This window comes from Burkholderia sp. EMB26 (assembly GCF_024730645.1).
Classification (GTDB): Bacteria; Pseudomonadota; Gammaproteobacteria; order Burkholderiales; family Burkholderiaceae; genus Burkholderia; species Burkholderia cenocepacia.
Window position 1 is genome coordinate 521000 of the sequence record NZ_CP078070.1, and the last position, 20967, is coordinate 541966.

At 67.4% G+C, this 20967-nt stretch carries 21 protein-coding genes; 7 read left to right on the forward strand and 14 right to left on the reverse strand.

All coding sequences use genetic code 11. From position 1 onward, the window contains the following. The first annotated feature begins 173 nt into the window (after positions 1 to 173). The 4 genes from KU887_RS02540 to KU887_RS02555 all read left to right on the forward strand — a co-directional run bounded on the left by KU887_RS02540 (position 174) and on the right by KU887_RS02555 (position 4820). Complete coding sequence (locus tag KU887_RS02540) at positions 174 to 1352, forward strand: UbiH/UbiF family hydroxylase (protein WP_034201059.1); 1179 nt, start codon at positions 174 to 176, stop codon at positions 1350 to 1352. Between the two features lie 90 nt (positions 1353 to 1442). Further along, the gene (locus KU887_RS02545) at positions 1443 to 2171 is read left to right on the forward strand and encodes a DsbC family protein (protein WP_006482072.1); all 729 of its coding nucleotides are present in this window, start codon (positions 1443 to 1445) and stop codon (positions 2169 to 2171) included. 105 nt (positions 2172 to 2276) lie between these two features. Beyond that, complete coding sequence (locus tag KU887_RS02550; RefSeq protein ID WP_258254116.1) at positions 2277 to 4076, forward strand: M61 family metallopeptidase; 1800 nt, start codon at positions 2277 to 2279, stop codon at positions 4074 to 4076. Between the two features lie 147 nt (positions 4077 to 4223). Continuing rightward, positions 4224 to 4820, forward strand: coding sequence for an FMN-dependent NADH-azoreductase (locus KU887_RS02555; protein WP_006482079.1), 597 nt, complete (start codon positions 4224 to 4226; stop codon positions 4818 to 4820). A 124-nt stretch (positions 4821 to 4944) separates the two neighbouring features. Here KU887_RS02555 and KU887_RS02560 read toward each other — a convergent pair whose 3' ends face one another. From KU887_RS02560 to rpe, 8 genes are all read right to left on the reverse strand, one after another. Further along, the gene (locus KU887_RS02560) at positions 4945 to 5862 is read right to left on the reverse strand and encodes a uracil-DNA glycosylase (RefSeq protein WP_062884137.1); all 918 of its coding nucleotides are present in this window, start codon (positions 5860 to 5862) and stop codon (positions 4945 to 4947) included. Between the two features lie 13 nt (positions 5863 to 5875). After that, positions 5876 to 6502 (reverse strand): CYTH domain-containing protein, encoded by a 627-nt coding sequence (locus KU887_RS02565; protein ID WP_077055972.1) that lies wholly within the window; start codon positions 6500 to 6502, stop codon positions 5876 to 5878. Further along, on the reverse strand, positions 6502 to 7287 hold the full coding sequence (gene trpC / locus KU887_RS02570; protein ID WP_258254119.1) for an indole-3-glycerol phosphate synthase TrpC: 786 nt from the start codon (positions 7285 to 7287) through the stop codon (positions 6502 to 6504). The genes KU887_RS02565 and trpC overlap by 1 nt, the downstream gene beginning before the upstream one ends. A gap of 28 nt (positions 7288 to 7315) precedes the next feature. Beyond that, positions 7316 to 8347, reverse strand: coding sequence for an anthranilate phosphoribosyltransferase (gene trpD, locus KU887_RS02575; RefSeq protein ID WP_006482067.1), 1032 nt, complete (start codon positions 8345 to 8347; stop codon positions 7316 to 7318). A 13-nt stretch (positions 8348 to 8360) separates the two neighbouring features. Continuing rightward, complete coding sequence (locus KU887_RS02580; RefSeq protein WP_006494392.1) at positions 8361 to 8960, reverse strand: aminodeoxychorismate/anthranilate synthase component II; 600 nt, start codon at positions 8958 to 8960, stop codon at positions 8361 to 8363. A 13-nt stretch (positions 8961 to 8973) separates the two neighbouring features. Then, on the reverse strand, positions 8974 to 10467 hold the full coding sequence (trpE, locus tag KU887_RS02585; protein ID WP_006482077.1) for an anthranilate synthase component I: 1494 nt from the start codon (positions 10465 to 10467) through the stop codon (positions 8974 to 8976). A 357-nt stretch (positions 10468 to 10824) separates the two neighbouring features. Next, positions 10825 to 11589 carry a phosphoglycolate phosphatase gene (locus KU887_RS02590; RefSeq protein WP_124633418.1) on the reverse strand — a complete coding sequence of 255 codons (765 nt, stop codon included), beginning with the start codon at positions 11587 to 11589 and terminating at the stop codon, positions 10825 to 10827. 4 nt (positions 11590 to 11593) lie between these two features. Further along, entirely contained in the window at positions 11594 to 12280 is a 687-nt protein-coding gene (rpe, locus tag KU887_RS02595) for a ribulose-phosphate 3-epimerase (protein WP_006482066.1), read from the reverse strand. A gap of 178 nt (positions 12281 to 12458) precedes the next feature. Between rpe and apaG the strand changes: the two genes are divergently transcribed. Next, positions 12459 to 12833, forward strand: coding sequence for a Co2+/Mg2+ efflux protein ApaG (gene apaG / locus KU887_RS02600; protein WP_006477037.1), 375 nt, complete (start codon positions 12459 to 12461; stop codon positions 12831 to 12833). Between the two features lie 21 nt (positions 12834 to 12854). Here apaG and KU887_RS02605 read toward each other — a convergent pair whose 3' ends face one another. Next, positions 12855 to 12998: a hypothetical protein gene (locus KU887_RS02605; protein WP_006482075.1), complete on the reverse strand. Its 144-nt coding sequence runs from the start codon at positions 12996 to 12998 to the stop codon at positions 12855 to 12857. A 28-nt stretch (positions 12999 to 13026) separates the two neighbouring features. On the opposite strand from KU887_RS02605, the gene KU887_RS02610 reads away from it, so the two are divergent. Further along, positions 13027 to 14151 carry a murein transglycosylase A gene (locus tag KU887_RS02610; protein ID WP_049126219.1) on the forward strand — a complete coding sequence of 375 codons (1125 nt, stop codon included), beginning with the start codon at positions 13027 to 13029 and terminating at the stop codon, positions 14149 to 14151. Positions 14152 to 14404: 253 nt separating this feature from the next. Here the strand turns inward: KU887_RS02610 and paaK are convergent, their stop codons facing one another. From paaK to paaN, 5 genes are all read right to left on the reverse strand, one after another. Beyond that, entirely contained in the window at positions 14405 to 15703 is a 1299-nt protein-coding gene (gene paaK / locus KU887_RS02615; RefSeq protein WP_006494386.1) for a phenylacetate--CoA ligase PaaK, read from the reverse strand. Positions 15704 to 15741: 38 nt separating this feature from the next. Next, complete coding sequence (gene paaI, locus KU887_RS02620) at positions 15742 to 16194, reverse strand: hydroxyphenylacetyl-CoA thioesterase PaaI (RefSeq protein WP_034201056.1); 453 nt, start codon at positions 16192 to 16194, stop codon at positions 15742 to 15744. Position 16195: 1 nt separating this feature from the next. Next, positions 16196 to 16987 (reverse strand): 2-(1,2-epoxy-1,2-dihydrophenyl)acetyl-CoA isomerase PaaG, encoded by a 792-nt coding sequence (gene paaG, locus KU887_RS02625; protein ID WP_258254157.1) that lies wholly within the window; start codon positions 16985 to 16987, stop codon positions 16196 to 16198. Positions 16988 to 17032: 45 nt separating this feature from the next. Next, on the reverse strand, positions 17033 to 18235 hold the full coding sequence (gene pcaF / locus KU887_RS02630; protein ID WP_084749856.1) for a 3-oxoadipyl-CoA thiolase: 1203 nt from the start codon (positions 18233 to 18235) through the stop codon (positions 17033 to 17035). An 87-nt stretch (positions 18236 to 18322) separates the two neighbouring features. Next, the gene (gene paaN, locus KU887_RS02635; RefSeq protein ID WP_006494382.1) at positions 18323 to 20029 is read right to left on the reverse strand and encodes a phenylacetic acid degradation protein PaaN; all 1707 of its coding nucleotides are present in this window, start codon (positions 20027 to 20029) and stop codon (positions 18323 to 18325) included. Positions 20030 to 20158: 129 nt separating this feature from the next. Here paaN and KU887_RS02640 point away from each other — a divergent pair, with 129 nt between their 5' ends. Then, entirely contained in the window at positions 20159 to 20935 is a 777-nt protein-coding gene (locus KU887_RS02640; RefSeq protein ID WP_006491102.1) for an enoyl-CoA hydratase, read from the forward strand. Positions 20936 to 20967: the final 32 nt, after the last annotated feature.

Below are 20967 nucleotides of genomic sequence, written 5' to 3' on the forward strand. Positions count from 1 at the left end.
GTGGAGCGCGGCGGGCCGACGGTCAAAGACGCTATTGTACCGTGCCGGCGGCCCGGATTCCGGGCTGGCGCCGAACGGCCGATGCGGCGGGCCGCCGCGCCGGCGCACCGGGCTGCGATTCTGCTGATTTCCCGCAAAGTCCGGCCGCGTAAGGGTTTGGCCCCGCGGCTATAATGCCCGCCATGACTGCCCACCACTCCTTCGACGTCGCCGTGGTCGGCGGCGGGCTCGTCGGCAAGACGGCCGCGCTCGCGCTGACCCAGTCCGGCTACAAGACCGCGTTGCTCGCCCAGCCGGCCACGCCGCGCCCCGCGGATCTCGCGTTCGACACGCGCGTCTACGCGCTGTCGTCCAGCTCGCAGGCGTTGCTCGAGCGGCTGCGGGTCTGGCAGGCGCTCGACCACAGCCGGCTCGCGCCCGTCTACGACATGCGCGTGTATGGCGATGCGCATGCCGAACTGCATTTCTCCGCGTATCAGGCGTCCGTGCCGCAGCTCGCATGGATCGCCGAATCGTCGCTGGTCGAGGCGTCGCTCGACGCCGCGCTGCGCTTCCAGCCGAACCTGACGTGGTTCGACGCGCGTGCGCAGGGCTTCGACGTGCGCGACGACGCGGCCGTGCTCACACTGTCGTCGGGACAGGTGCTCGAAGCCGATCTCGTCGTCGGCGCCGACGGCGCGCATTCGTGGGTGCGCTCCCAAATGGGGGCCAGGGTAGAGCGGCGCGACTACCGGCAAACGGGCGTCGTCGCGAATTTCAAGGCATCTTTGCCGCACCGCGAGACCGCGTACCAATGGTTTCACGAAGGCGAGATCATCGCGCTGCTGCCGCTGCCGGACGGCCACGTGTCGCTCGTGTGGTCCGCGCACACCGCGCACGCGGACGCACTGCTCGCACTCGATCCGGCGCAGCTCGCGGCGGAGGTGGAGCGCGTGTCGCACGGCCAGGTCGGCGCGCTCGAATGCGTGACGCCGGCCGCCGGCTTCCCGCTGGCGCTGCAGACGGTCGACAAGCTGATCGCGCCGCGCGTCGCGCTGGTCGGCGATGCCGCGCACCTGATCCACCCGCTCGCGGGGCAGGGGATGAACCTGGGATTGCGCGACGTCGCCGCGCTCGCCGATGCGATCGCGGGCAAGGAAAGCTTCCGCAACCTCGGCGATACGGTGCTGCTGCGCCGCTACGAGCGTTCGCGTCGCGAGGACATCCGCGCGCTGATGGTCGCGACCGACGGCCTGCAGCGGCTGTTCGCGGTGCCGGGCTCGCTCGCGAAGGCGGTGCGCAATGCGGGCATGGCGTTCGTCGGCGCGCAGCCGCTCGTGAAGCGCTGGCTCGTGTCGGCCGCGCTCGGCTGAGCGAACCTTCCGCCACCGCGCCGGTCGGAGACGGTTCCGTTACGGCGTACACTGTGCCGTGCACTCCGATTGAGCTGAAGGAAGATTTCAATGAAAAAAACGATCCGCATCGCATCGCTGGCGCTGGCCGTCACGATGGCGACGCTTGGCTGCACCGCGCAGGCCGACCAGACCACCGACAAGCTGAAGGCCACGCTGCAGGCCCGGCTGGGCAACGACGCGCCGATCAAGAGCGTGTCGAAATCGCCGGTTGCAGGCCTTTACGAAGTGAACCTCGGCTCGCAGATCATCTATAGCGACGCGGCGGGCGACTACGTGCTGCTCGGCGATCTCGTCGACGCGAAGACGCACAAGAACCTGACCGACGCCCGCCTGTCCGAAATCAACAAGATCGACTTCGCGAGCCTGCCGTTCGCGAATGCGATCAAGGTCGTCAAGGGCAACGGCGCCCGCAAGATCGCGGTGTTCTCCGATCCGAACTGTCCGTACTGCAAGAAGCTCGAGACGACGCTGCAGTCGGTCGACAACGTGACCGTCTACACGTTCCTGTATCCGGTGCTGTCGCCGGATTCGACCGCGAAGTCGAAGGCGATCTGGTGTGCGACCGACCGCGCGAAGACGTGGGAAAGCTGGATGCTCGACCACCGCGCGCCGTCCGGCGCCGGTACCTGCGATACCAGCGCGCTGGACAAGAACCTCGCGCTCGGCCGCGGGATGAACGTCACAGGTACGCCGACGATCTTCCTGCCGGACGGCCGCCGCCTGCCGGGCGCGGTATCGGCCGACCAGCTCAACCAGGCGCTCGCCTCGAGCAAGTAACCGACTGCACGCCGGGCGCATGGCCCGGCCAGCGAGGGGCGCCCGCATGATCTGCCGGCGCCTCTCTTCGTTTTCGCCGCCGTATTCGACCGACCGATTGCCACGATGACCCAGCCGATCCGCTATTCGATTGTCCCGAAAGATCTTGCCGCGCACCTGTTCGAAGTGACGGTGACGGTTGCCGATCCCGATCCCGAAGGCCAGCGTTTCTCGCTGCCGGTATGGATTCCGGGCAGCTATCTCGTGCGCGAGTTCGCGCGCAACATCGTGACGCTGCGTGCGTTCAACGACGCGGGCCGCAAGGTGCGCATCGCGAAGACCGACAAGCACACGTGGCAGGCCGCGCCCGTGACCGGCGCGTTGACGCTGCGTTACGACGTGTATGCATGGGACCTGTCGGTGCGCTCCGCGTATCTCGACGAATCGGGCGGCTTCTTCAACGCGACGGCCGTGTTCCTGAGCGTCGCCGGTCGCGAGGACGCGCCGTGCGAAGTCGATATCGCGAAACCGGCCGGCGCGGCGTTCCGCACCTGGCGCGTCGGCACCGCACTGCCCGAAGCGGGCGGCACCCGGCGCTACGGTTTCGGCGCATATCGCGCGGCCAACTACGACGAGCTGTCCGACCATCCGGTGACGATCGGCGAATTCGCGCTCGCGACGTTCGACGCGCACGGCGTGCCGCACGACATCGTGATCGCGGGGCGCGTGACGCAGCTCGACCTGGAGCGGCTGCGCAACGACCTGAAGCGGGTGTGCGAGGCGCAGATCGCGTTGTTCGAGCCGAAGTCGAAGAAGGCGCCGATGGACCGCTACGTGTTCATGACGCTCGCGGTCAGCGACGGCTACGGCGGCCTCGAGCATCGCGCGTCGACCGCGTTGATCTGCAACCGTACCGACCTGCCGGTGAAGGGGCGACCGGAAACGACGGAAGGCTATCGCACGTATCTCGGCCTCTGCAGCCACGAGTATTTCCACACGTGGAACGTGAAGCGCATCAAGCCGGCGGCGTTCGTGCCGTACGACCTCACCCGCGAGAACTACACGTCGCTGCTGTGGCTGTTCGAGGGCTTCACGTCGTATTACGACGACCTGATGCTGGTCCGCAGCGGGCTGATGTCGCAGGACGACTATTTCGCGGCGCTCGGCCGCACCGTGGGCGGCGTGCTGCGCGGCACGGGCCGGCTCAAGCAGAGCGTCGCGGAAAGCTCGTTCGACGCGTGGATCAAGTACTACCGTCAGGACGAGAACGCGACCAACGCGATCGTCAGCTATTACACGAAGGGCTCGCTCGTCGCGCTGGCGTTCGATCTCGCGATCCGCGCGCAGACGCGCAACCGCAAGTCGCTCGACGACGTGATGCGCCTGCTGTGGCAACGCTACGGCCGCGACTTCTATCGCGGCCAGCAGGCGGGCGTCGAGGAAAACGAAGTCGAGACGCTGATCGAAGAGGCGACGGGCGTCGCGCTCGGCCGCCTGTTCGCCGACGCCGTGCACGGCACGCGCGACCTGCCGCTCGCCGAACTGCTCGCGCCGTTCGGCGTGACGCTGACGCCCGATGTCGCGACCGGCGCGGCCGCGAAGCCGACGATCGGCGCGCGCCCGCGCGGCGGCGCGGACTGCACGTTGGCGGCGGTCTACGAAGGCGGCGCCGCGCATCGCGCGGGGTTGTCGGCCGGCGACACGCTGATCGCGGTCGACGGCCTGCGCGTGACGGGTACGAACCTCGATGCGCTGCTGGCCCGCTACCGGCCGGGCGACAAGGTCGAGGTTCACGCGTTCCGCCGCGACGAGCTGCGTACCGCGAAGCTGAAGCTCGACGGCCCGGAAGTCACCCGCTACCGGCTGACGGCGGCCGCGAAGCCGGCTGCGGCCACGAAGGCCCGCGAAGCCTGGCTGAAGGGGTAAGCGGACGCACGCGGGTATCGGGGCGCGATCAAGGATTGTTCCGTTGCTGCAACAATCCGTCGCCCTGAACCCGCTTTTTCGCGGTCATATGGCCACGCACAATGGCGTCACTCGCGCTACCGAAGCGCAACCCCACTGGAGCCTGACATGACGACCATTCTGCAAATCAATTCCGCCGCGCGTTCGCAAGGTGCGCAATCCACGCTGCTGGCCAACGAACTGACGGCAAAGCTGCAACAATCGAATCCCGGCGCGAACGTCGTGGTTCGTGACCTGCTGGCCGATGCGCTGCCGCACCTCGACGAATCGGTGCTCGGCGCGTTCTTCACGCCGGCCGACAAGCGCACCGCGGAACAGAATGCGATCGTCGCGAAGAGCGATGCACTGATCGCCGAACTGCAGGCTGCCGACATCATCGTGATCGGCGCGCCGATGTACAACTTCGGCGTCTCGTCGCAACTGAAGACGTATTTCGACTGGATCGCCCGCGCAGGCGTCACGTTCCGTTACACCGAGAACGGTCCGGAAGGCCTGATCAAGGGCAAGAAGGTTCACGTCGTGACGGCCCGCGGCGGCAAGTACCTCGGTACGCCGAACGACAGCCACACGCCGTACCTGCGTTCGTTCCTCGGCTTCATCGGCCTGACCGACGTGAATTTCATCCATGCGGAAGGCCTGAACCTCGGTCCGGATGCGCAAAGCGCCGCACTGGCCAGCGCACGCGAAGCGATCGCCGCCGCGTGACGCGCAAGCTCGACGCGGGTGCGACGCACCCGCTGCGTCGCCCGATAAAAAAACGCCGCGCCCCGAAAGGGACGCGGCGTTTTTGCATGCGGTGGGGTAGCTGGCGAACCGGCTGCCGAGGCCGTTACGCGAACGTTTCGGCCACGTCCGGCAGGCGCCAGTCGATCGGTGCGCGGCCCGCGCCGACCAGATAGTCGTTCGCGAGCGCGAAATGGCGGCAGCCGAGGAAGCCGCGGTGCGCGGACAGCGGCGACGGGTGCGGCGCCTCCAGCACGCAGTGTTCGCTCGGATCGAACAGCGCGCGCTTGGCCTGCGCATGTGCGCCCCACAGCATGAACACGAGCCCGCGATGGCGGTTGGCGAGTTCGCGGATCAGCGTGTCCGTGCATTGTTCCCAGCCGCGCTTCGCGTGGCTCGCGGCCGCGCCGCGCTCGACCGTCAGCACGGTGTTGAGCAGCAGCACGCCCTGCCGCGCCCACGTATCGAGGCAGCCGTGGCGCGGCGTGTCGTGACCGAAGTTCGCGGCGATTTCCTTGAAGATGTTGCGCAGCGACGGCGGCGTGCGCACGGCCGGCGGCACTGAGAACGCGAGGCCGTGCGCCTGCGGCGTGCCGCGATCGTCGCCGTGGTACGGGTCCTGGCCGAGGATCACGACCTTCACGTCGTCGGGATGCGTCAGGCGCAGCGCGCGAAACACGTCGGTCGGGTAGACCGTCTTGCCGGCCGCGCGCTCGTCGTCGACGAAGCGGCACAGCGGCGCGTACGCGTCGCTGTCGATGAACGGCTTCAGCACGTCGCGCCAGACGGCCGGCAGCGCGTCGAATTGCGCGGCGAGATGCGGTACGTCGGCGGCAACGGACTGCGGTGCCGCGGCGGCCGGGGCCGGCGCGGACGCCGGTTCGGCGGTTTTCTTTGCGGTTTTGCGCGCGGCCGCGGGTGGCTCGGAAGCCGGGGACGGAAGATCGGCCGGTGCCGTTTCCGGCACGGGATCGTCGAACAGCGACGCCTGTTGCGGCGCGCGGGAAGTCTTGCGGGTTGCCATGCGTGATGCGTGTTTATTGCGCGCGCAGCCGGTAGCCGCGCTGCGCCTTGCTGATATTTTCGGGAACGAGGCCCGGCAGCGCCTGCTGCAGTTCGGCGGCGAGCGTCGCGAGCGCCGTTTCCGGGCCGTCGATCAGTTCGAGTTCGATTTCGCTGATCGGTTCGCGGCGCGTGTCGCGCTCCGCCTGGACGACGATCTCGCCGAGGTCCACCGCGGCTTCGACGGTTGCGCCGCCGATTGCGATGCGCCACAGCGTACGCGAAAAATCCGTGCGGAACAGCGCGTACAGGGCGCCGGCCGCGTCATTCAGCGCGGCGGCGGCTTCCGGCACGTCGCAAGCCGCGACGAGCGCGTCGATTTCGAGCGCGTCGCCGGCGACCGGCAGTTCCCATTCGTGGCGGCTATGCAGGCCGCCTTCCGCGCTGCCGACGGTCTTGAACGTCTGCAGCCAGCCGTCCGGCGTGCGGCGCACGCGCACGGCGCTCTTCGAGCGCGCCAGCGCGAGATCGGGCGTGTCGTAATAGACGTTCGCGAGCGTGATCGCGTGGCCGGGTTCGCCGGTCAGCGTCTCGAAGAAGCGGCGCGCGGCGTCGGCCTGGCCGGCCGGCAGCGCGAGCTTGATTTCCTTTTCGATCGCCATCAGAAGAACATCCGTGCGAGTTCCTCGCCCGGCTGGTCGGCGCGCATGAACGCTTCGCCGACGAGGAACGTGTTCACGTTCGCCGCGCGCATCGTGTCGACGTCGGTGCGCGACAGGATGCCCGATTCGGTCACGACGATGCGGTCCGCCGGAATCATGTCGAGCATGTCGAGCGTGGTCTGGATCGACGTCTCGAACGTGCGCAGGTTGCGGTTGTTGATGCCGAGCAGCGGCGTCTTCAGCGTCAGCGCCTGTTCCATCTCGTGGCGGTCGTGTACTTCGACCAGCACCGAGAGCCCGAGCGAATGCGCATACGCTTCGAGATCCTGCATCAGCGGCGTGTCGAGCGCGGCGGCGATCAGCAGGATCGCGTCGGCGCCCATCGCGCGGGCTTCGACGATCTGGTATGCGTCGACGATGAAGTCCTTGCGCAGCACCGGCAGCGAGCAGGCCGCGCGCGCTTCCTCGAGATAGCGCACGCCGCCCTGGAAGAACTGCTCGTCGGTCAGCACCGACAGGCACGCGGCGCCGTGCGCCGCATACGAACGCGCGATGTCGGCCGGCACGAAATGCTCGCGCAGCACGCCTTTCGACGGGCTCGCCTTCTTGATTTCGGCGATCACGGCGGCGTTGCCGGCCGCGTGCTTCGCCCGCAGCGCGCCGACGAAGTCGCGCAGGTCGCGCGCCGATGCGTCGAGTTTCAGTGCCTCGAGGGGCGTGCTGCGCATGGCCGCCGCGACTTCTTCGCGCTTGACGGCGATGATTCGGTCGAGAATGTCGCTCATGTGGGTTCCTGCTGGATTCGTAAGAGGGTCAGCGCTTGAACTGCTGCGTGAAGCGCACGAGTTCGTCGACTTTCGCGCGGGCCTTGCCGCTCGCGATCGCTTCGCGGGCGAGCTGGATGCCGTCCGCGATCGATTCGGCGACGTTCGCCGCATAGAGCGCGGTGCCCGCGTTCAGCGTGACGATCTCGCGCGCGACGCCCGGCTGGTTGTCCAGCGCGCCGAGCAGCATCGTGCGGGATTCGTCGGCATTTTCCACCTTCAGCGTGCGGTTCGACACCATCTGCAGGCCGAAGTCCTCCGGATGGATCTCGTATTCGTGCACCTTGCCGTCGCGCAATTCGCCGACGAGCGTCGCGGCGCCGAGCGATACCTCGTCCATCCCGTCCTTGCCGTACACGACGAGCACGTGCTGCGCGCCGAGGCGCTGCATCACGCGCACCTGGATGCCGACGAGGTCGGCGTGGAACACGCCCATCAGCTGGTTCGGCGCGCCGGCCGGATTGGTCAGCGGGCCGAGGATGTTGAAGATCGTGCGCACGCCGAGCTCGCGGCGCACGGCCGCGATGTTCTTCATCGCCGGGTGATGGTTCGGCGCGAACATGAAGCCCATGCCGGTTTCGGCGATCGACGCGGCGACCTGGTCCGACTGCAGGTCGATGTTCACGCCGAGCGCCTCGAGCACGTCGGCGCTGCCGGACTTGCTCGATACGCCGCGGTTGCCGTGCTTCGCGACCTTCGCGCCCGCGGCCGCCGTGACGAACATCGACGCGGTCGAGATGTTGAACGTGTGCGAGCCGTCGCCGCCGGTGCCGACGATGTCGACGAAGTTCGAGTTGTCCTGCACCTCGACGTGGTTCGCGAATTCGCGCATCACGGTCGCGGCGGCGGCGATCTCGCCGATCGTCTCCTTCTTCACGCGCAGCCCGGTGATGATCGCGGCCGCCATCACGGGCGACAGGTCGCCGCGCATGATCAGCCGCATCAGGTGCAGCATTTCGTCGTGGAAGATCTCGCGGTGCTCGATCGTGCGTTGCAGCGCTTCCTGCGGGGTAATCGTCATCGTGAGGCTCCCGTCAGGCGGTGGGCGCGGCCGCGCGGGCCGCTCCGCGCGTCTGCTTCAAGAAATTCTCGAGCAGCGCATGGCCGTGCTCGGACAGGATCGATTCCGGGTGGAACTGCACGCCTTCGACCGGCAGCGTCTTGTGGCGTACGCCCATGATTTCGCCGTCGTCGGTCCACGCGGACACCTCGAGGCAGTCCGGCAGCGATTCGCGCTCGATCGCGAGCGAGTGGTAGCGCGTCACGTCGAAATGCTTCGGCAGGTCGGCGAACACGCCGCGGCAGTCGGTTTCGATCCGGCTTACCTTGCCGTGCATGATGGTCTTCGCGCGCACCACGCGGCCGCCGAATGCCTCGCCGATCGCCTGGTGGCCGAGGCAGACGCCGAGGATCGGCTTCTTGCCCGCGAATTCGCGCAGCACCTCGAGCGTGATGCCCGCGTGCTGCGGATTGCTCGGGCCGGGCGACAGGCAGATCGCGTCGGGGTTCAGGCGCGCGATGTCGTCGAGCGTGATTTCGTCGTTGCGGTAGGTACGCACGTCCTCGCCGAGTTCGCCGAAGTACTGGACCAGGTTGTAGGTAAACGAGTCGTAGTTGTCGATCATGAGCAGCATGGTCAGTCTCCGGTCAGAAGTCGCTATCGAGGCCGTCCTGGACCTGTTCGGCCGCACGCAGCACCGCGCGCGCCTTGTTCTCGGTCTCTTGCCATTCGGATTCGGGCACCGAATCCGCGACGACGCCGGCCGCCGCTTGCACGTACAGGTTGCCGTTGTGGATCAGGCCCGTGCGGATCGCGATCGCGAGATCCATCTCGCCCGAGAACGACAGATAGCCGACCGCACCGCCGTACAGCCCGCGCTTGACCGGCTCGAGCTCGTCGATCAGTTCCATCGCGCGCACCTTCGGCGCGCCGGACAGCGTGCCGGCCGGGAACGTCGCGCGCAGCACGTCGTAGTTCGTCATGCCGGGCTTCAGCTTGCCTTCGACCGAGCTGACGATGTGCTGCACGTGCGAGTACTTCTCGATGACCATCTGGTCGGTCACCTGCACCGAGCCGATTTCCGCGATGCGGCCGACGTCGTTGCGCGCGAGGTCGATCAGCATCACGTGCTCGGCGATCTCCTTCGGGTCGTTGAGCAGCTCGGTCGCGAGTTCCGCGTCGCGCTCGGGCGTGTTGCCGCGCGGGCGCGTGCCGGCGAGCGGGCGGATCGTGACGATCTGGTCTTCGCCGCGCTTTTCCTGGCGCACCAGGATTTCCGGCGATGCGCCGACCACGTGGAAATCGCCGAAGTTGTAGTAATACATGTACGGCGACGGATTCAGCGAACGCAGCGCGCGGTACAGCGACAGCGGATTGTCGCGGTACGGCTTCGTCAGCCGCTGGCCGACCTGGATCTGCATCAGCTCGCCGGCGGCGATGTATTCCTTGGCCTGGCGCACGGCGGCCAGATAGTCGTCCTTCTTGAATTCACGGAACGTCTCGGTGCGCACGCTCGCCGACGTGACGGGCGGCTGCACGGTCGTGCGCAGGCGCTGCTTCAGTTCGCGCAGGCGCTGTTTCGCCTTCGCGTACGCTTCGGGCTGGCCCGGGTCCGCGTAGATGATCAGGTAGAGCTTGCCGGCGAGGTTGTCGATCACCGCGACTTCCTCGGTCAGCAGCAACTGGATGTCGGGCAGGCCGAGATCGTCGCGCGGCGCGGTGTTCGCGAGCTTCTTCTCGATGTAGCGCACCGCGTCGTAGCCGAAGTAGCCGGCGAGGCCGCCGCAGAAGCGCGGCAGGCCCGGGCGCTGCGCGACCTTGAAGCGCGCCTGGAACGATTCGATGAACTGGAACGGGTCGCCGTCGTGCGTCTCGACGACCTGGCCGTCGCGCACGACTTCCGACACGCCGTTGCGGGTGCGCACCAGCGTGCGGGCGGGCAGGCCGATGAACGAATAGCGGCCGAAGCGTTCGCCGCCGACCACCGATTCGAGCAGGAACGAGTTGGCGCCCGCGCGTTCGGGCTGGGCCAGCTTCAGGTAGAGGGACAGCGGCGTTTCGAGATCGGCGAGGGCTTCCGCGATCAGCGGGATGCGGTTGTAGCCTTCGTTCGCGAGCGATTGGAATTCGAGTTCGGTCATGTTCCGGTCCTGTTCGGGACGAGCGGCGCGTGCGCCAGGGATCACTTGACGCTGCGCGGGTGGCCGTCGGCGAAAGGGCGGTCGATCGAGAAGTGCCTGTTGCCGGCCGGCACTCCGGGCGTGAACGTCGCGAGCCTGCGGCCGGTCCTGAACGCGAGCGTTCGGACGCGGTGGAACTCGAGGTGGTGCGACGGTCGGCGCGCGGATGCGCAGCGAGATAAAAAACGGCGCTGAAGACGTGCTTCAGCGTACCTCATCGAAGAGGTTAGCGCGACCAGCGACGCCAGGGCCAGGCTCCCCGGTCGATGCTGCTCAGACTCCGTTTTTTATTCAGAAACATGCGGATGGAAGAAATAATCAGATGGTTGGCCGGCCGGCGTTGTGCGCGGAAATTGTGCGAGCCGCGACCAGCAACGAATCGACTATACCATCCGAATTTATCGTTTGTATAGCTTTGCCGTGGTTGTAGCCGTACGGCACCGTCAGCGTCGCCATCCCGGCCGCGCGGCCCGCCAGCGCATCGTTTTCCGAGTCGCCGATCGCGACCGCGGCGTCCGGCGCGACGCCGAGCGCGTCGCAGGCCGTCAGCATCGGCAGCGGGTCGGGCTTCTTGCGCGCGACGCTGTCGCCGCCCAGCACGATGCCGAAGCAGCCGGCCAGCCCGTATTGTTCGAGCAGCTCGACCGCGAAGCGGTGCGGCTTGTTCGTCACGCACGCGAGCCGGATGCCGGCCGCGCGCAGTGCATCGAGGCCGGCTGCCACGTCCGGATAGAGGCGCGTGTGGCGGCCGTTGATCTTCGCGTATTCGCTCTGATAGATCGCCAGTGCGTCGTCGAAGCGCGCGTGCGCTTCGTCGGCCGGGAAGCGCGGCTTCAGCACGCTCTGGATCAGGTGTTCGGAGCCCTTGCCGACGTAGCCGATCACTTCGTCGCGCGACGTGGCCGGCGCGCCGAGCTGCGCGAGCATCCCGTTCAGGCCGGCCGTGAAATCGTCGGCGGTATCGACCATCGTGCCGTCGAGGTCGATCAGCGCGGCGTCGATGCGCGGCGCGGCAAAGCGGATCGGGGCCGCGTCCGTGGCGGCCTCGGCCGGCGCGCGGCCGGCGAACGACGAGTCGGCCACGGCGTCAGCTCCGTTCGACGGTCGCGAGCGCCGCGCGCATCTCGTCGATCACCTTGCGGTAGTCGGGCTTGCCGAAGATCGCCGAACCCGCGACGAACGTGTCCGCGCCGGCCGCCGCGATTTCCGCGATGTTGTCGGCCTTCACGCCGCCGTCGACCTCGAGCAGGATCTCGCGGCCCGTGCGCTCGGTGTACGCGTCGATGCGCGCACGCGCCTCGCGCAGCTTGTTCAGCGTTTCCGGAATGAACGACTGGCCGCCGAAGCCGGGGTTCACCGACATCAGCAGCACGAAGTCGAGGCGGTCCATCACGTGGTCGAGGTAGTTCAGCGGCGTGGCCGGATTGAACACGAGACCGGCCTTGCAGCCGTGGTCGCGGATCAGCGACAGCGTGCGGTCGATGTGATCGGAGCCTTCCGGGTGGAAGCTGATCAGGTTCGCGCCGGCCTTCGCGAAATCGGGCACGATCCGGTCGACCGGGCGCACCATCAGGTGCACGTCGATCGGCACCTGCACGTGCGGGCGGATCGCCTCGCAGACGAGCGGGCCGATCGTCAGGTTCGGCACATAATGGTTGTCCATCACGTCGAAGTGAATCCAGTCGGCGCCGGCGGCGACCACGTTGCGGACTTCTTCGCCGAGCCGTGCAAAGTCGGCCGACAGGATGCTGGGAGCGATGCGGAATTGAGTCATGACAGGGGAGCGGGGGACGTTGCGGCGCAAAACCGTCATTCTACCGTCCGGCGACCCGGCGCGCGGCGGCAGGCCGTGCGGTTGCGGCCCGATTGCGCATAGAATGCCGAACCAATGCGGCGCGCCCGCGGCCCGGCCGCTCGAGTCGGCGCGCGCGGTTACCTAGAGCGGACACACCATGAGTCAGTATCAGTTCACCGTTTCGGTGAAAACCAGCTACTTGCCGGAACAATCCGACCCCGATCACCGTCAATACGCATTCGCGTACACGCTGACGATCCGCAATACCGGACAGGTCGCGGCGCAACTGATCGCCCGTCACTGGATCATCACGGACAGCGAGAGCCACGTGCAGGAAGTGAAGGGGCTCGGCGTCGTCGGGCACCAGCCGCTGCTGCAGCCGGGCGAGCATTTCGAATACACGAGCTGGGCCGTGATCGCGACGCCGGTCGGCACGATGCGCGGTGCGTACTTCTGCGTGGCGGAAGACGGCGAGCGTTTCGAGGCGCCGGTCGACGAGTTCGCCCTGCACATGCCGCGCACGCTGCATTGAGCGTGCAGTGTGCGACGGGCGTCAGCGCGGCTGGCGGTCGTTGTGGCGGGCCTGCTTCTTTCTGCCCGACGACGTCCACACGACGATGAAGATCAGCAGGGCAAGCGCTACGAAGGCTTCGAGCGCGAAGATGAGCATCGGATATTGGTCGAGAAAATCTGACATGGCGGTTTCCATCAAGAACGGACATTGTATGTGGTTTGGGCCCCGGCTGGCCGGGTGGATGGCCGCCGCCGCGGCGGCGGCGCTGCTCGCGGCGTGCGGTGGTGCGCCGACGCGGACCTCCGCGCTGAAGCCGCCGACCGGCGCGGCGATCGTGCCGGGGCAGGTCGCCGCGAAGCGGCTCACGCCGGTCGCGTGGCAGCAGGTGCCGGGCTGGCAGGACGATTCGTTGATCGGCGCGACGGCCGCGCTGCGGCAGAACTGCGCGCGGCTCGCGCGCCAGCCGGCCTGGGCGCGCGCTTGCGCGGCCGCCGACCGGCTCGACGAACTCGACGTCAGCAGCGCCCGCACTTTCTTCGAAACGTATTTCACGCCGTTCCAGCTCGCGAATACCGACGGTACGCTCGACGGGCTCGTGACCGGCTATTACGAGCCGCTGCTGCACGGTTCGCGCGTGCGCCGCGGCCCGTATCAGTACGCGCTCTATCGCTGGCCGGCCGGCTATCGCGCGGGCGCCCCGCTGCCGGCACGCGCGCAGCTCGAGCGCGCCGGCATCCTGAACGGCAACGAACTCGTGTGGGTCGACGATCCGATCGAGGCGTTCTTCCTGCAGGTGCAGGGCTCGGGTCGCGTGCTGCTCGACGACGGTTCGGTGATGCGGGTCGGCTTCGGCGGCACCAACAACCAGCCGTACCGTTCGATCGGCAAGTGGCTGCTCGATCGCGGCGAGCTGACGCCCGCGCAGGCGACGATGCAGGGCATCAAGGCGTGGGCGAAGGCGAACCCGACGCGCGTCGACGCGCTGCTCGACACGAATCCGCGCTTCGTGTTCTTCCGCGACATGCCGACCAAGGAAGATGCGCCGCATGGCGGCGCGGACGGTCCGATCGGCGCGCTCGGCGTGCCGCTGACGCCGGAGCGCTCGATCGCGGTCGATCCGTCGTCGATCCCGCTCGGCACGCCGGTGTTTCTGCAGACCACGCGTCCGCTGACGAATACGCCGATGAACCGGCTCGTGTTCGCGCAGGATACGGGCTCGGCGATCAAGGGGGGCGTGCGGGCCGACTATTTCTGGGGGCTCGGCGACGATGCGGGTGATCAGGCTGGCCGGATGAAGCAGGTCGGCCGGATGTGGCTGCTGTTCCCGAATTCGTGATTCGGGATGACGCGGGCTGCACGGAGGAGGCGGTCTGTGCATGAGCCGCGGGGTTCGTGGCGTGTCTCGGGTGCGTGGCGCATGCCGACGGTCTGATCGCGGGTGTGGCCCTGGATTTAGGTTCGCGTGATGCAGCGATGTCGCGTCGAACGACGCTTTGGAATTGAAACAGCCCGATCGGTGTTGGCCGATCGGGCTGTTTCATTTGCCGGCACGGATTCGCCGTTGGGCGACGTACAGGTGGCGAGCGACCTCAGCCCTTGCGCTTGTCGACGACCCGGCGCGCCTTGCCGACCGACCGCTCGATGCCGTTCACGGGCAGCACGTTGATCACGGCCGTCACGCCGATCAGCGACTTGATGTCGTACGCGAGCGCCTGTTTTGCCACCTGGATCGCCGCGGTGTCGGGCGCGGTTTCCGGGCAGGGTTCGACGTTGAGCGTCAGCACGTCGAGCGGGCCTTCCTTCGTCAGCACGATCTGATAGTGCGGCGCGAGCGCGCGCTGCTTGAGCAACTGTTCCTCGATTTGCGTCGGGAACACGTTGACGCCGCGCACGATCATCATGTCGTCCGACCGGCCGGTGATCTTCTCCATCCGGCGCATCGTCCGGGCGGTGCCCGGCAGCAGGCGCGTGAGGTCGCGCGTGCGATAGCGGATGATCGGCAGCGCTTCCTTCGTCAGCGACGTGAACACGAGCTCGCCGAGTTCGCCGTCCGGGAGCACTTCGCCGGTTTCCGGATCGATGATTTCCGGATAGAAGTGATCTTCCCAGATGGTCGGGCCGTCCTTGGTCTCGACGCATTCGGACGCCACGCCGGGGCCCATCACTTCGGACAGTCCGTAGATGTCGACTGCGTCGATGCCCATCCGCTGTTCGATGGCGACGCGCATGTCGTTGGTCCACGGCTCCGCGCCGAAGATGCCGATGCGCAGCGAGCTTTGCACGGGATCGAGGCCCTGGCGCTCGATCTCGTCGGCGATCGACAGCATGTAGCTCGGCGTGACCATGATGATGTCGGGCCGGAAATCCTGGATCAGCTGTACCTGCTTTTCGGTCTGGCCGCCGCCGAACGGGATCACGGTGAGGCCCGCGCGTTCTGCGCCGTAGTGCGCGCCGAGCCCGCCCGTGAACAGCCCGTAGCCGTAGCTGACGTGCACCTTGTCGCCGCGGCGCGCGCCGGCGGCGCGGATCGAGCGGGCGACGAGATTCGCCCACGTATCGATGTCGGCAGCCGTATAGCCGACGACCGTCGGCTTGCCGGTCGTGCCCGACGACGCGTGGATGCGCGAGATCTGGTCCTGCGGCACCGCGAACATCCCGAACGGATAGCTGTCGCGCAGGTCGCCCTTGGTCGTGAACGGGAAGCGCGACAGGTCGGCGAGCGTCTTCAGGTCGTCCGGATGCACGCCGGCTTCGTCGAACTTGCGGCGATAGACGGGCGAGTGATCATACGCATGCCGGAGCGACCACTTGAGGCGCTCGAGCTGCAGCGCGGTCAGCTCGTCGCGTGAGGCGGTCTCGATCGGCTCGAGCGGTAGCGGGGTAGTCATGCATGTCTCCAGTGTTTGTTATGGGCGAGCCGTCGACGTCAGCGGTCTTCCGGGATGACCGTGCCCTTGATCTGGGCGGATTTGCCGCGAAACATCGCGACCGTGTCGCCTGTCTGGTTCGTGACGCGGATGTCGTAGATGCCGTGGCGGCCGGCGCGCGCCTGCTCGATCGCCTCGGCCGTCAGCACGTCGCCGCCGTGCACGGGGCGCAGGAATTCGATCGAGCAGCCGGCCGCGACCGCATTCAGGTTGTACGAGTTGCACGCGAACGCGAACGTCGAATCGGCGAGCGTGAAGATGATCCCGCCGTGGCAGGTCTGGTGCCCATTCAGGAATTCGGGTCGCACGCGCATCTGCAGGCGGGCGTAGCCCGCGCGTACTTCGGCGATCTCCATGCCGAACGCGCGGCTGCAGGCGTCGGCGTCGTACATGGCCTGCGCGGTTGCGCGGGCGAGCGCATCGGGGGCGAGCGTGGCGGTGGCGTTCGTCATGTCAACGTCCCTCGAAGCGCGGTGTGCGCTTCCGGATGAAGGCCTGCACGCCTTCCGCATAGTCGTGCGACTGGCCGAGCTTGCGCTGCAGGTCGCGTTCCAGGTCGAGCTGCTGATCGAGCGTGTTCGTGACGCTGTCTCGCATCGACTGCTTGATCGATGCGATGGCGAGCGTCGGCTGCTGCGCGAGCTGGGTGGCGAGCTGGCGGGTTGTCGCGACGAGCGCTTCGTCGTCGACCGCACGCCAGATCAGACCCCACTGTTCGGCCTGTTCGGCGCCGAGCTTGTCGCCGGTCAGTGCGAGCCCCAGCGCGCGTGCCATGCCGACGCGTTGCGGCAGGAACCACGTGCCGCCCGAATCGGGCACAAGCCCGATCTTGACGAAGGCCTGGATGAAACTGCTCGAACGGGCGGCAAACACCAGATCGCACGCAAGTGCGAGATTCGCGCCGGCGCCGGCGGCCGTGCCGTTGACGGCCGCGATCACCGGAATCGGCAGACGCTGCAGGCGGCGGATCAGCGGATTGAAATGCTCGTCGATCAGCGTGCCGAGATCGGTGGACGCGCCCGGCGTGAAGTCGAGGTCGGCCAGATCCTGGCCCGCGCAAAAGCCGCGGCCCGCACCCGTCAGAATCAGCGCACGCGCGCTGGTCGCCTCGACTTCATCGAGCGCCGACTGCAGTTCGCGATGCATCGCCCGCGTGAAGCTGTTCAGCTTGTCGGGCCGGTTGAGCGTGATCGTGGCCACGCCCGCGGCCTGATCGATATCCAGCTGGATCGCCTGATAGGACATGCAGTGTCTCCTTCATGATTTCGTTATAGGCGGACGGTGCGTGGGTTACACGCGTTCGATCGCGATCGCGATGCCCTGGCCGACGCCGATGCACATCGTACAGAGCGCGAACCGGCCGCCGGTGCGCTCGAGTTGATGGAGCGCCGTGGTGACGAGCCGGGCGCCCGATGCGCCGAGCGGGTGGCCGAGCGCGATCGCACCGCCGTTCGGGTTCACGCGCGGATCGTCGTCGGCGACGCCGAGCATGCGCAGCACGGCGAGACCTTGCGACGCGAACGCCTCGTTCAGTTCGATCACGTCGAACTGGTCGATGCGCATCCCGAGCTGGTGCAGGAGTTTCTGCGTGGCCGGCGCGGGACCGATGCCCATCACGCGCGGCTCGACGCCGGCGGTCGCCATGCCGACGACGCGCGCGCGGCGGCGCAGGCCATACTGGTCGGCCGCCTGCGCATTGGCGAGCAGCAGCGCGCAGGCGCCGTCGTTCACGCCCGACGCGTTGCCGGCCGTCACCGAGCCGTCCGGGCGCACGACGCCCTTCAGCTTCGCAAGCGCCTCGAGCGACGTTTCGCGCGGATGCTCGTCACGCGACACGACGATGGCATCGCCTTTCTTCTGCGGAATCGTGACCGCGACGATTTCTTCGGCGAGCGTGCCGTCCTGCTGCGCCCGCGCGGCTTTCTGCTGGCTGCGCAGCGCGAACAGGTCCTGATCCGCGCGGCTGATGCCGTAGTCGAGCGCGACGTTCTCGGCCGTCTCCGGCATCGAATCGACGCCATACAGCTGCTTCATCAGCGGATTGACGAAGCGCCAGCCGATCGTCGTGTCGAAGATGTCGGTCTGGCGCGCAAACGCGCTCGCGGCCTTGCCCATCACGAACGGCGCGCGCGTCATGCTCTCGACGCCGCCAGCAATCATCAGACGTGCTTCACCTGCCTTGATCGCGCGCGCGGCCGTGCCGACCGCGTCCATCCCGGAGCCGCACAGCCGGTTCAGCGTCGTGCCGGGCACGGCAGTGGGCAGGCCCGCCAGCAGCGCCGACATGCGTGCCACGTTACGGTTGTCCTCGCCGGCCTGGTTCGCGCAACCGTAGATCACGTCGTCGATCGCCGCCCAGTCGACGTCGCGGTTGCGCTCGATCAGCGCCTTGAGCGGCACCGCGCCGAGGTCGTCGGCACGGACATCTTTCAGGGCGCCGCCGTAGCGGCCGATGGGGGTGCGAATCGCATCGCAGATGTAGGCGTCTGTCATGGGCGTATCGATGAGTGACGAACCCGCCGGGTGGCGGATTCGTTCATGGTAGAGAACATGGCGGCGTTTGCACGTCGGCCAATCGGGTTATGCCGTCTGGCCGGCTTCCGCAGGTACCGCCTTCGGGGCAACATGGACGCGGCTTTGCACCACGCGGAACCGGTTGGCGACGAATGCCGGATCGGCCAGCGCGGCGTTGGCCGCCGGGTTCGCGCCCGTGCCGTGGAAGTCGGAGAACGCGGCCGACTGGTTGACGAATACGCCGCCCGTGAGGTTGATCGACAGCGCGACGCCGCCACGCACCGCCGCCTCGTGCGCGGCGTCGACGATCGCGTCGTCGGTGCTGTAGACGGAGAGGGTCAGTGCGCCATGCTCGGCGGCGATTTCACCGGCCAGGTCGAGCGACTGGGCGGTCGAGTCGGTCGAGATCACGAACGAGATCGGGCCGAACCACTCCTGCGTGAATTTCTCGCGGTCGGCCACGTCGAGCTGCAGCACGAGCGGCGTGCGCACGCGCGCATCGGGGAACGCGGGGTGCTGGAGGGTCTGGCTGTCGGCGAGCACGCGGCCGAGCTTGCGTGCGTCGTCGATGCGCGCGGTCACGCCGTCGTTCTGGATCGCGCCGATCAGTTCGACCGAGCGTGCCGGGTCGCCGGTGAGTTTCTGCACGGCAACCGCGATGGCTTGCGCGACTTCGTCGAAGCTCGCGTGGCCGTCGGCCGTCCGGATGCCGTCGCGCGGCACGTAGATGTTCTGCGGTGCGGTACACATCTGGCCGGAGTACAGCGCCAGCGAGAACGCGATGTTCTTGGCGGCGGCCTTCAGATCGTCGGTCGAGTCGATCACGATCTGGTTGACGCCGGCTTTTTCGGTGTAGACCTGTGCCTGATGGGCATGGCGTTCGAGCCACGTGCCGTTCTGCGTGCTGCCGGTGAAGTCGATCAGCTTGATCTCGGGGCGCAGCGCGAGCTCCTGGACCAGCGCGCCGTCGTTGGGCTCGGTCGCGAGCAGCGTGACGACGTTCGGATCGAACCCGGCTTCGCGCAGCACGTCGCGGGCGATCCGCACCGTGATGGCGAGCGGCAGGATCGCGCCCGGGTGCGGTTTGACGATCACCGTATTACCGGTTGCCAGGTCGGCGAACAGGCCGGGGTAGCCGTTCCAGGTCGGGAACGTGCAGCAGCCGAGCACGAGGCCCGTGCCGCGCGGCACGATCGTATAGCGCTTGTGCATCGCGAGCGGCGGGTTCTTGCCTTGCGGCTTTTCCCAATGCGCATCGGCCGGGATGCGGCGCAGCTCGTCCCACGCATAGGCGACCGCCTCGAGGGCGCGGTCCTGCGCGTGTGGGCCGCCGGCCTGGAACGCCATCATGAAGGCTTGCCCGGTGGTGTGCATCACGCTGTAGGCAATTTCGAAGCTTGCGCGGTTCAGGCGCGCCAGGATTTCGAGGCTGACGCCGACCCACGCGCTCGGGCCAGCTTCGCGCCACGTGCGTTGCGCGGCGGCGGCGGCGGCGATCAGTGCGTCGGGCGTCGATTTCGGGTACCGGACGCCCAGCGCGATGCCGTACGGCGAGCGCTCGGCGCCGACCGTTTCACCGGTCGCCGGCTGGTCGAGTACGAAGGTCGTGTCGAGGTGCGACTTGAACGCGGCCTCACCGTCCGCGCTTGCGCTTTCCCCGTACACTTTGGGGCTCGGCATTTCGGCGAACGGGCTCCAGTACCCGCGGCTCTCGATGGCGGCGAGTGCGTGTTTCAGCGTGTCTTCGTGCTTCGTGAACAGGGCATGGGTCATGGCGGCGGCCTGATGAACGTTGAGAGGGATTGGATCGATTAATTAACCGACCGGTTGGTCGGAGAATGGTAGCATCAAACTATTCGCATGTGCGAGGCGTTTCTCATTTCATTGATCGAGGAGAAATAGATGGCTTACGAGAACATCCTGGTGGAGACCCGGGGGCGTGTCGGTCTGGTGACGCTGAACCGTCCGAAGGCGCTGAATGCGCTGAACGATGCTCTGATGGATGAGCTGGGCGCCGCGCTGAAGGCGTTCGATGCGGACGACGACATCGGCGCGATCGTCGTGACCGGGAGCGAAAAGGCGTTCGCGGCCGGTGCGGACATCGGCATGATGGCGACCTACTCCTATATGGATGTCTATCGGGGCGACTACATCACGCGCAACTGGGAGACGGTCCGCGAGATCCGCAAGCCGATCATTGCCGCGGTTTCGGGCTTTGCGCTGGGCGGTGGCTGCGAGCTGGCAATGATGTGCGACATCATTTTCGCGGCGGACACGGCCAAGTTCGGTCAGCCGGAAATCAAGCTGGGCGTCATGCCGGGGGCGGGCGGCACGCAGCGTTTGCCGCGCGCGGTATCGAAGGCGAAGGCGATGGACATGTGCCTGACCGCGCGCTTCATGGACGCTGTCGAAGCGGAGCGTGCCGGGCTCGTGTCACGCGTGCTGCCCGCCGACAAGCTGCTCGACGAGGCGATTGCCGCCGCCACCACGATCGCCGAGTTTTCGTTGCCGGCAGTCATGATGGTCAAGGAGTCGGTGAACCGCGCGTACGAGACGACGCTGGCTGAAGGCGTTCACTTCGAGCGCCGGCTGTTCCATTCGCTGTTCGCAACCGAAGATCAGAAGGAAGGGATGGCGGCATTCGTCGAGAAGCGGAAGCCGGTCTTCAAGCACCGCTGATCGACTGGCGTCGGTCGGGTGTCCGGTGGCTG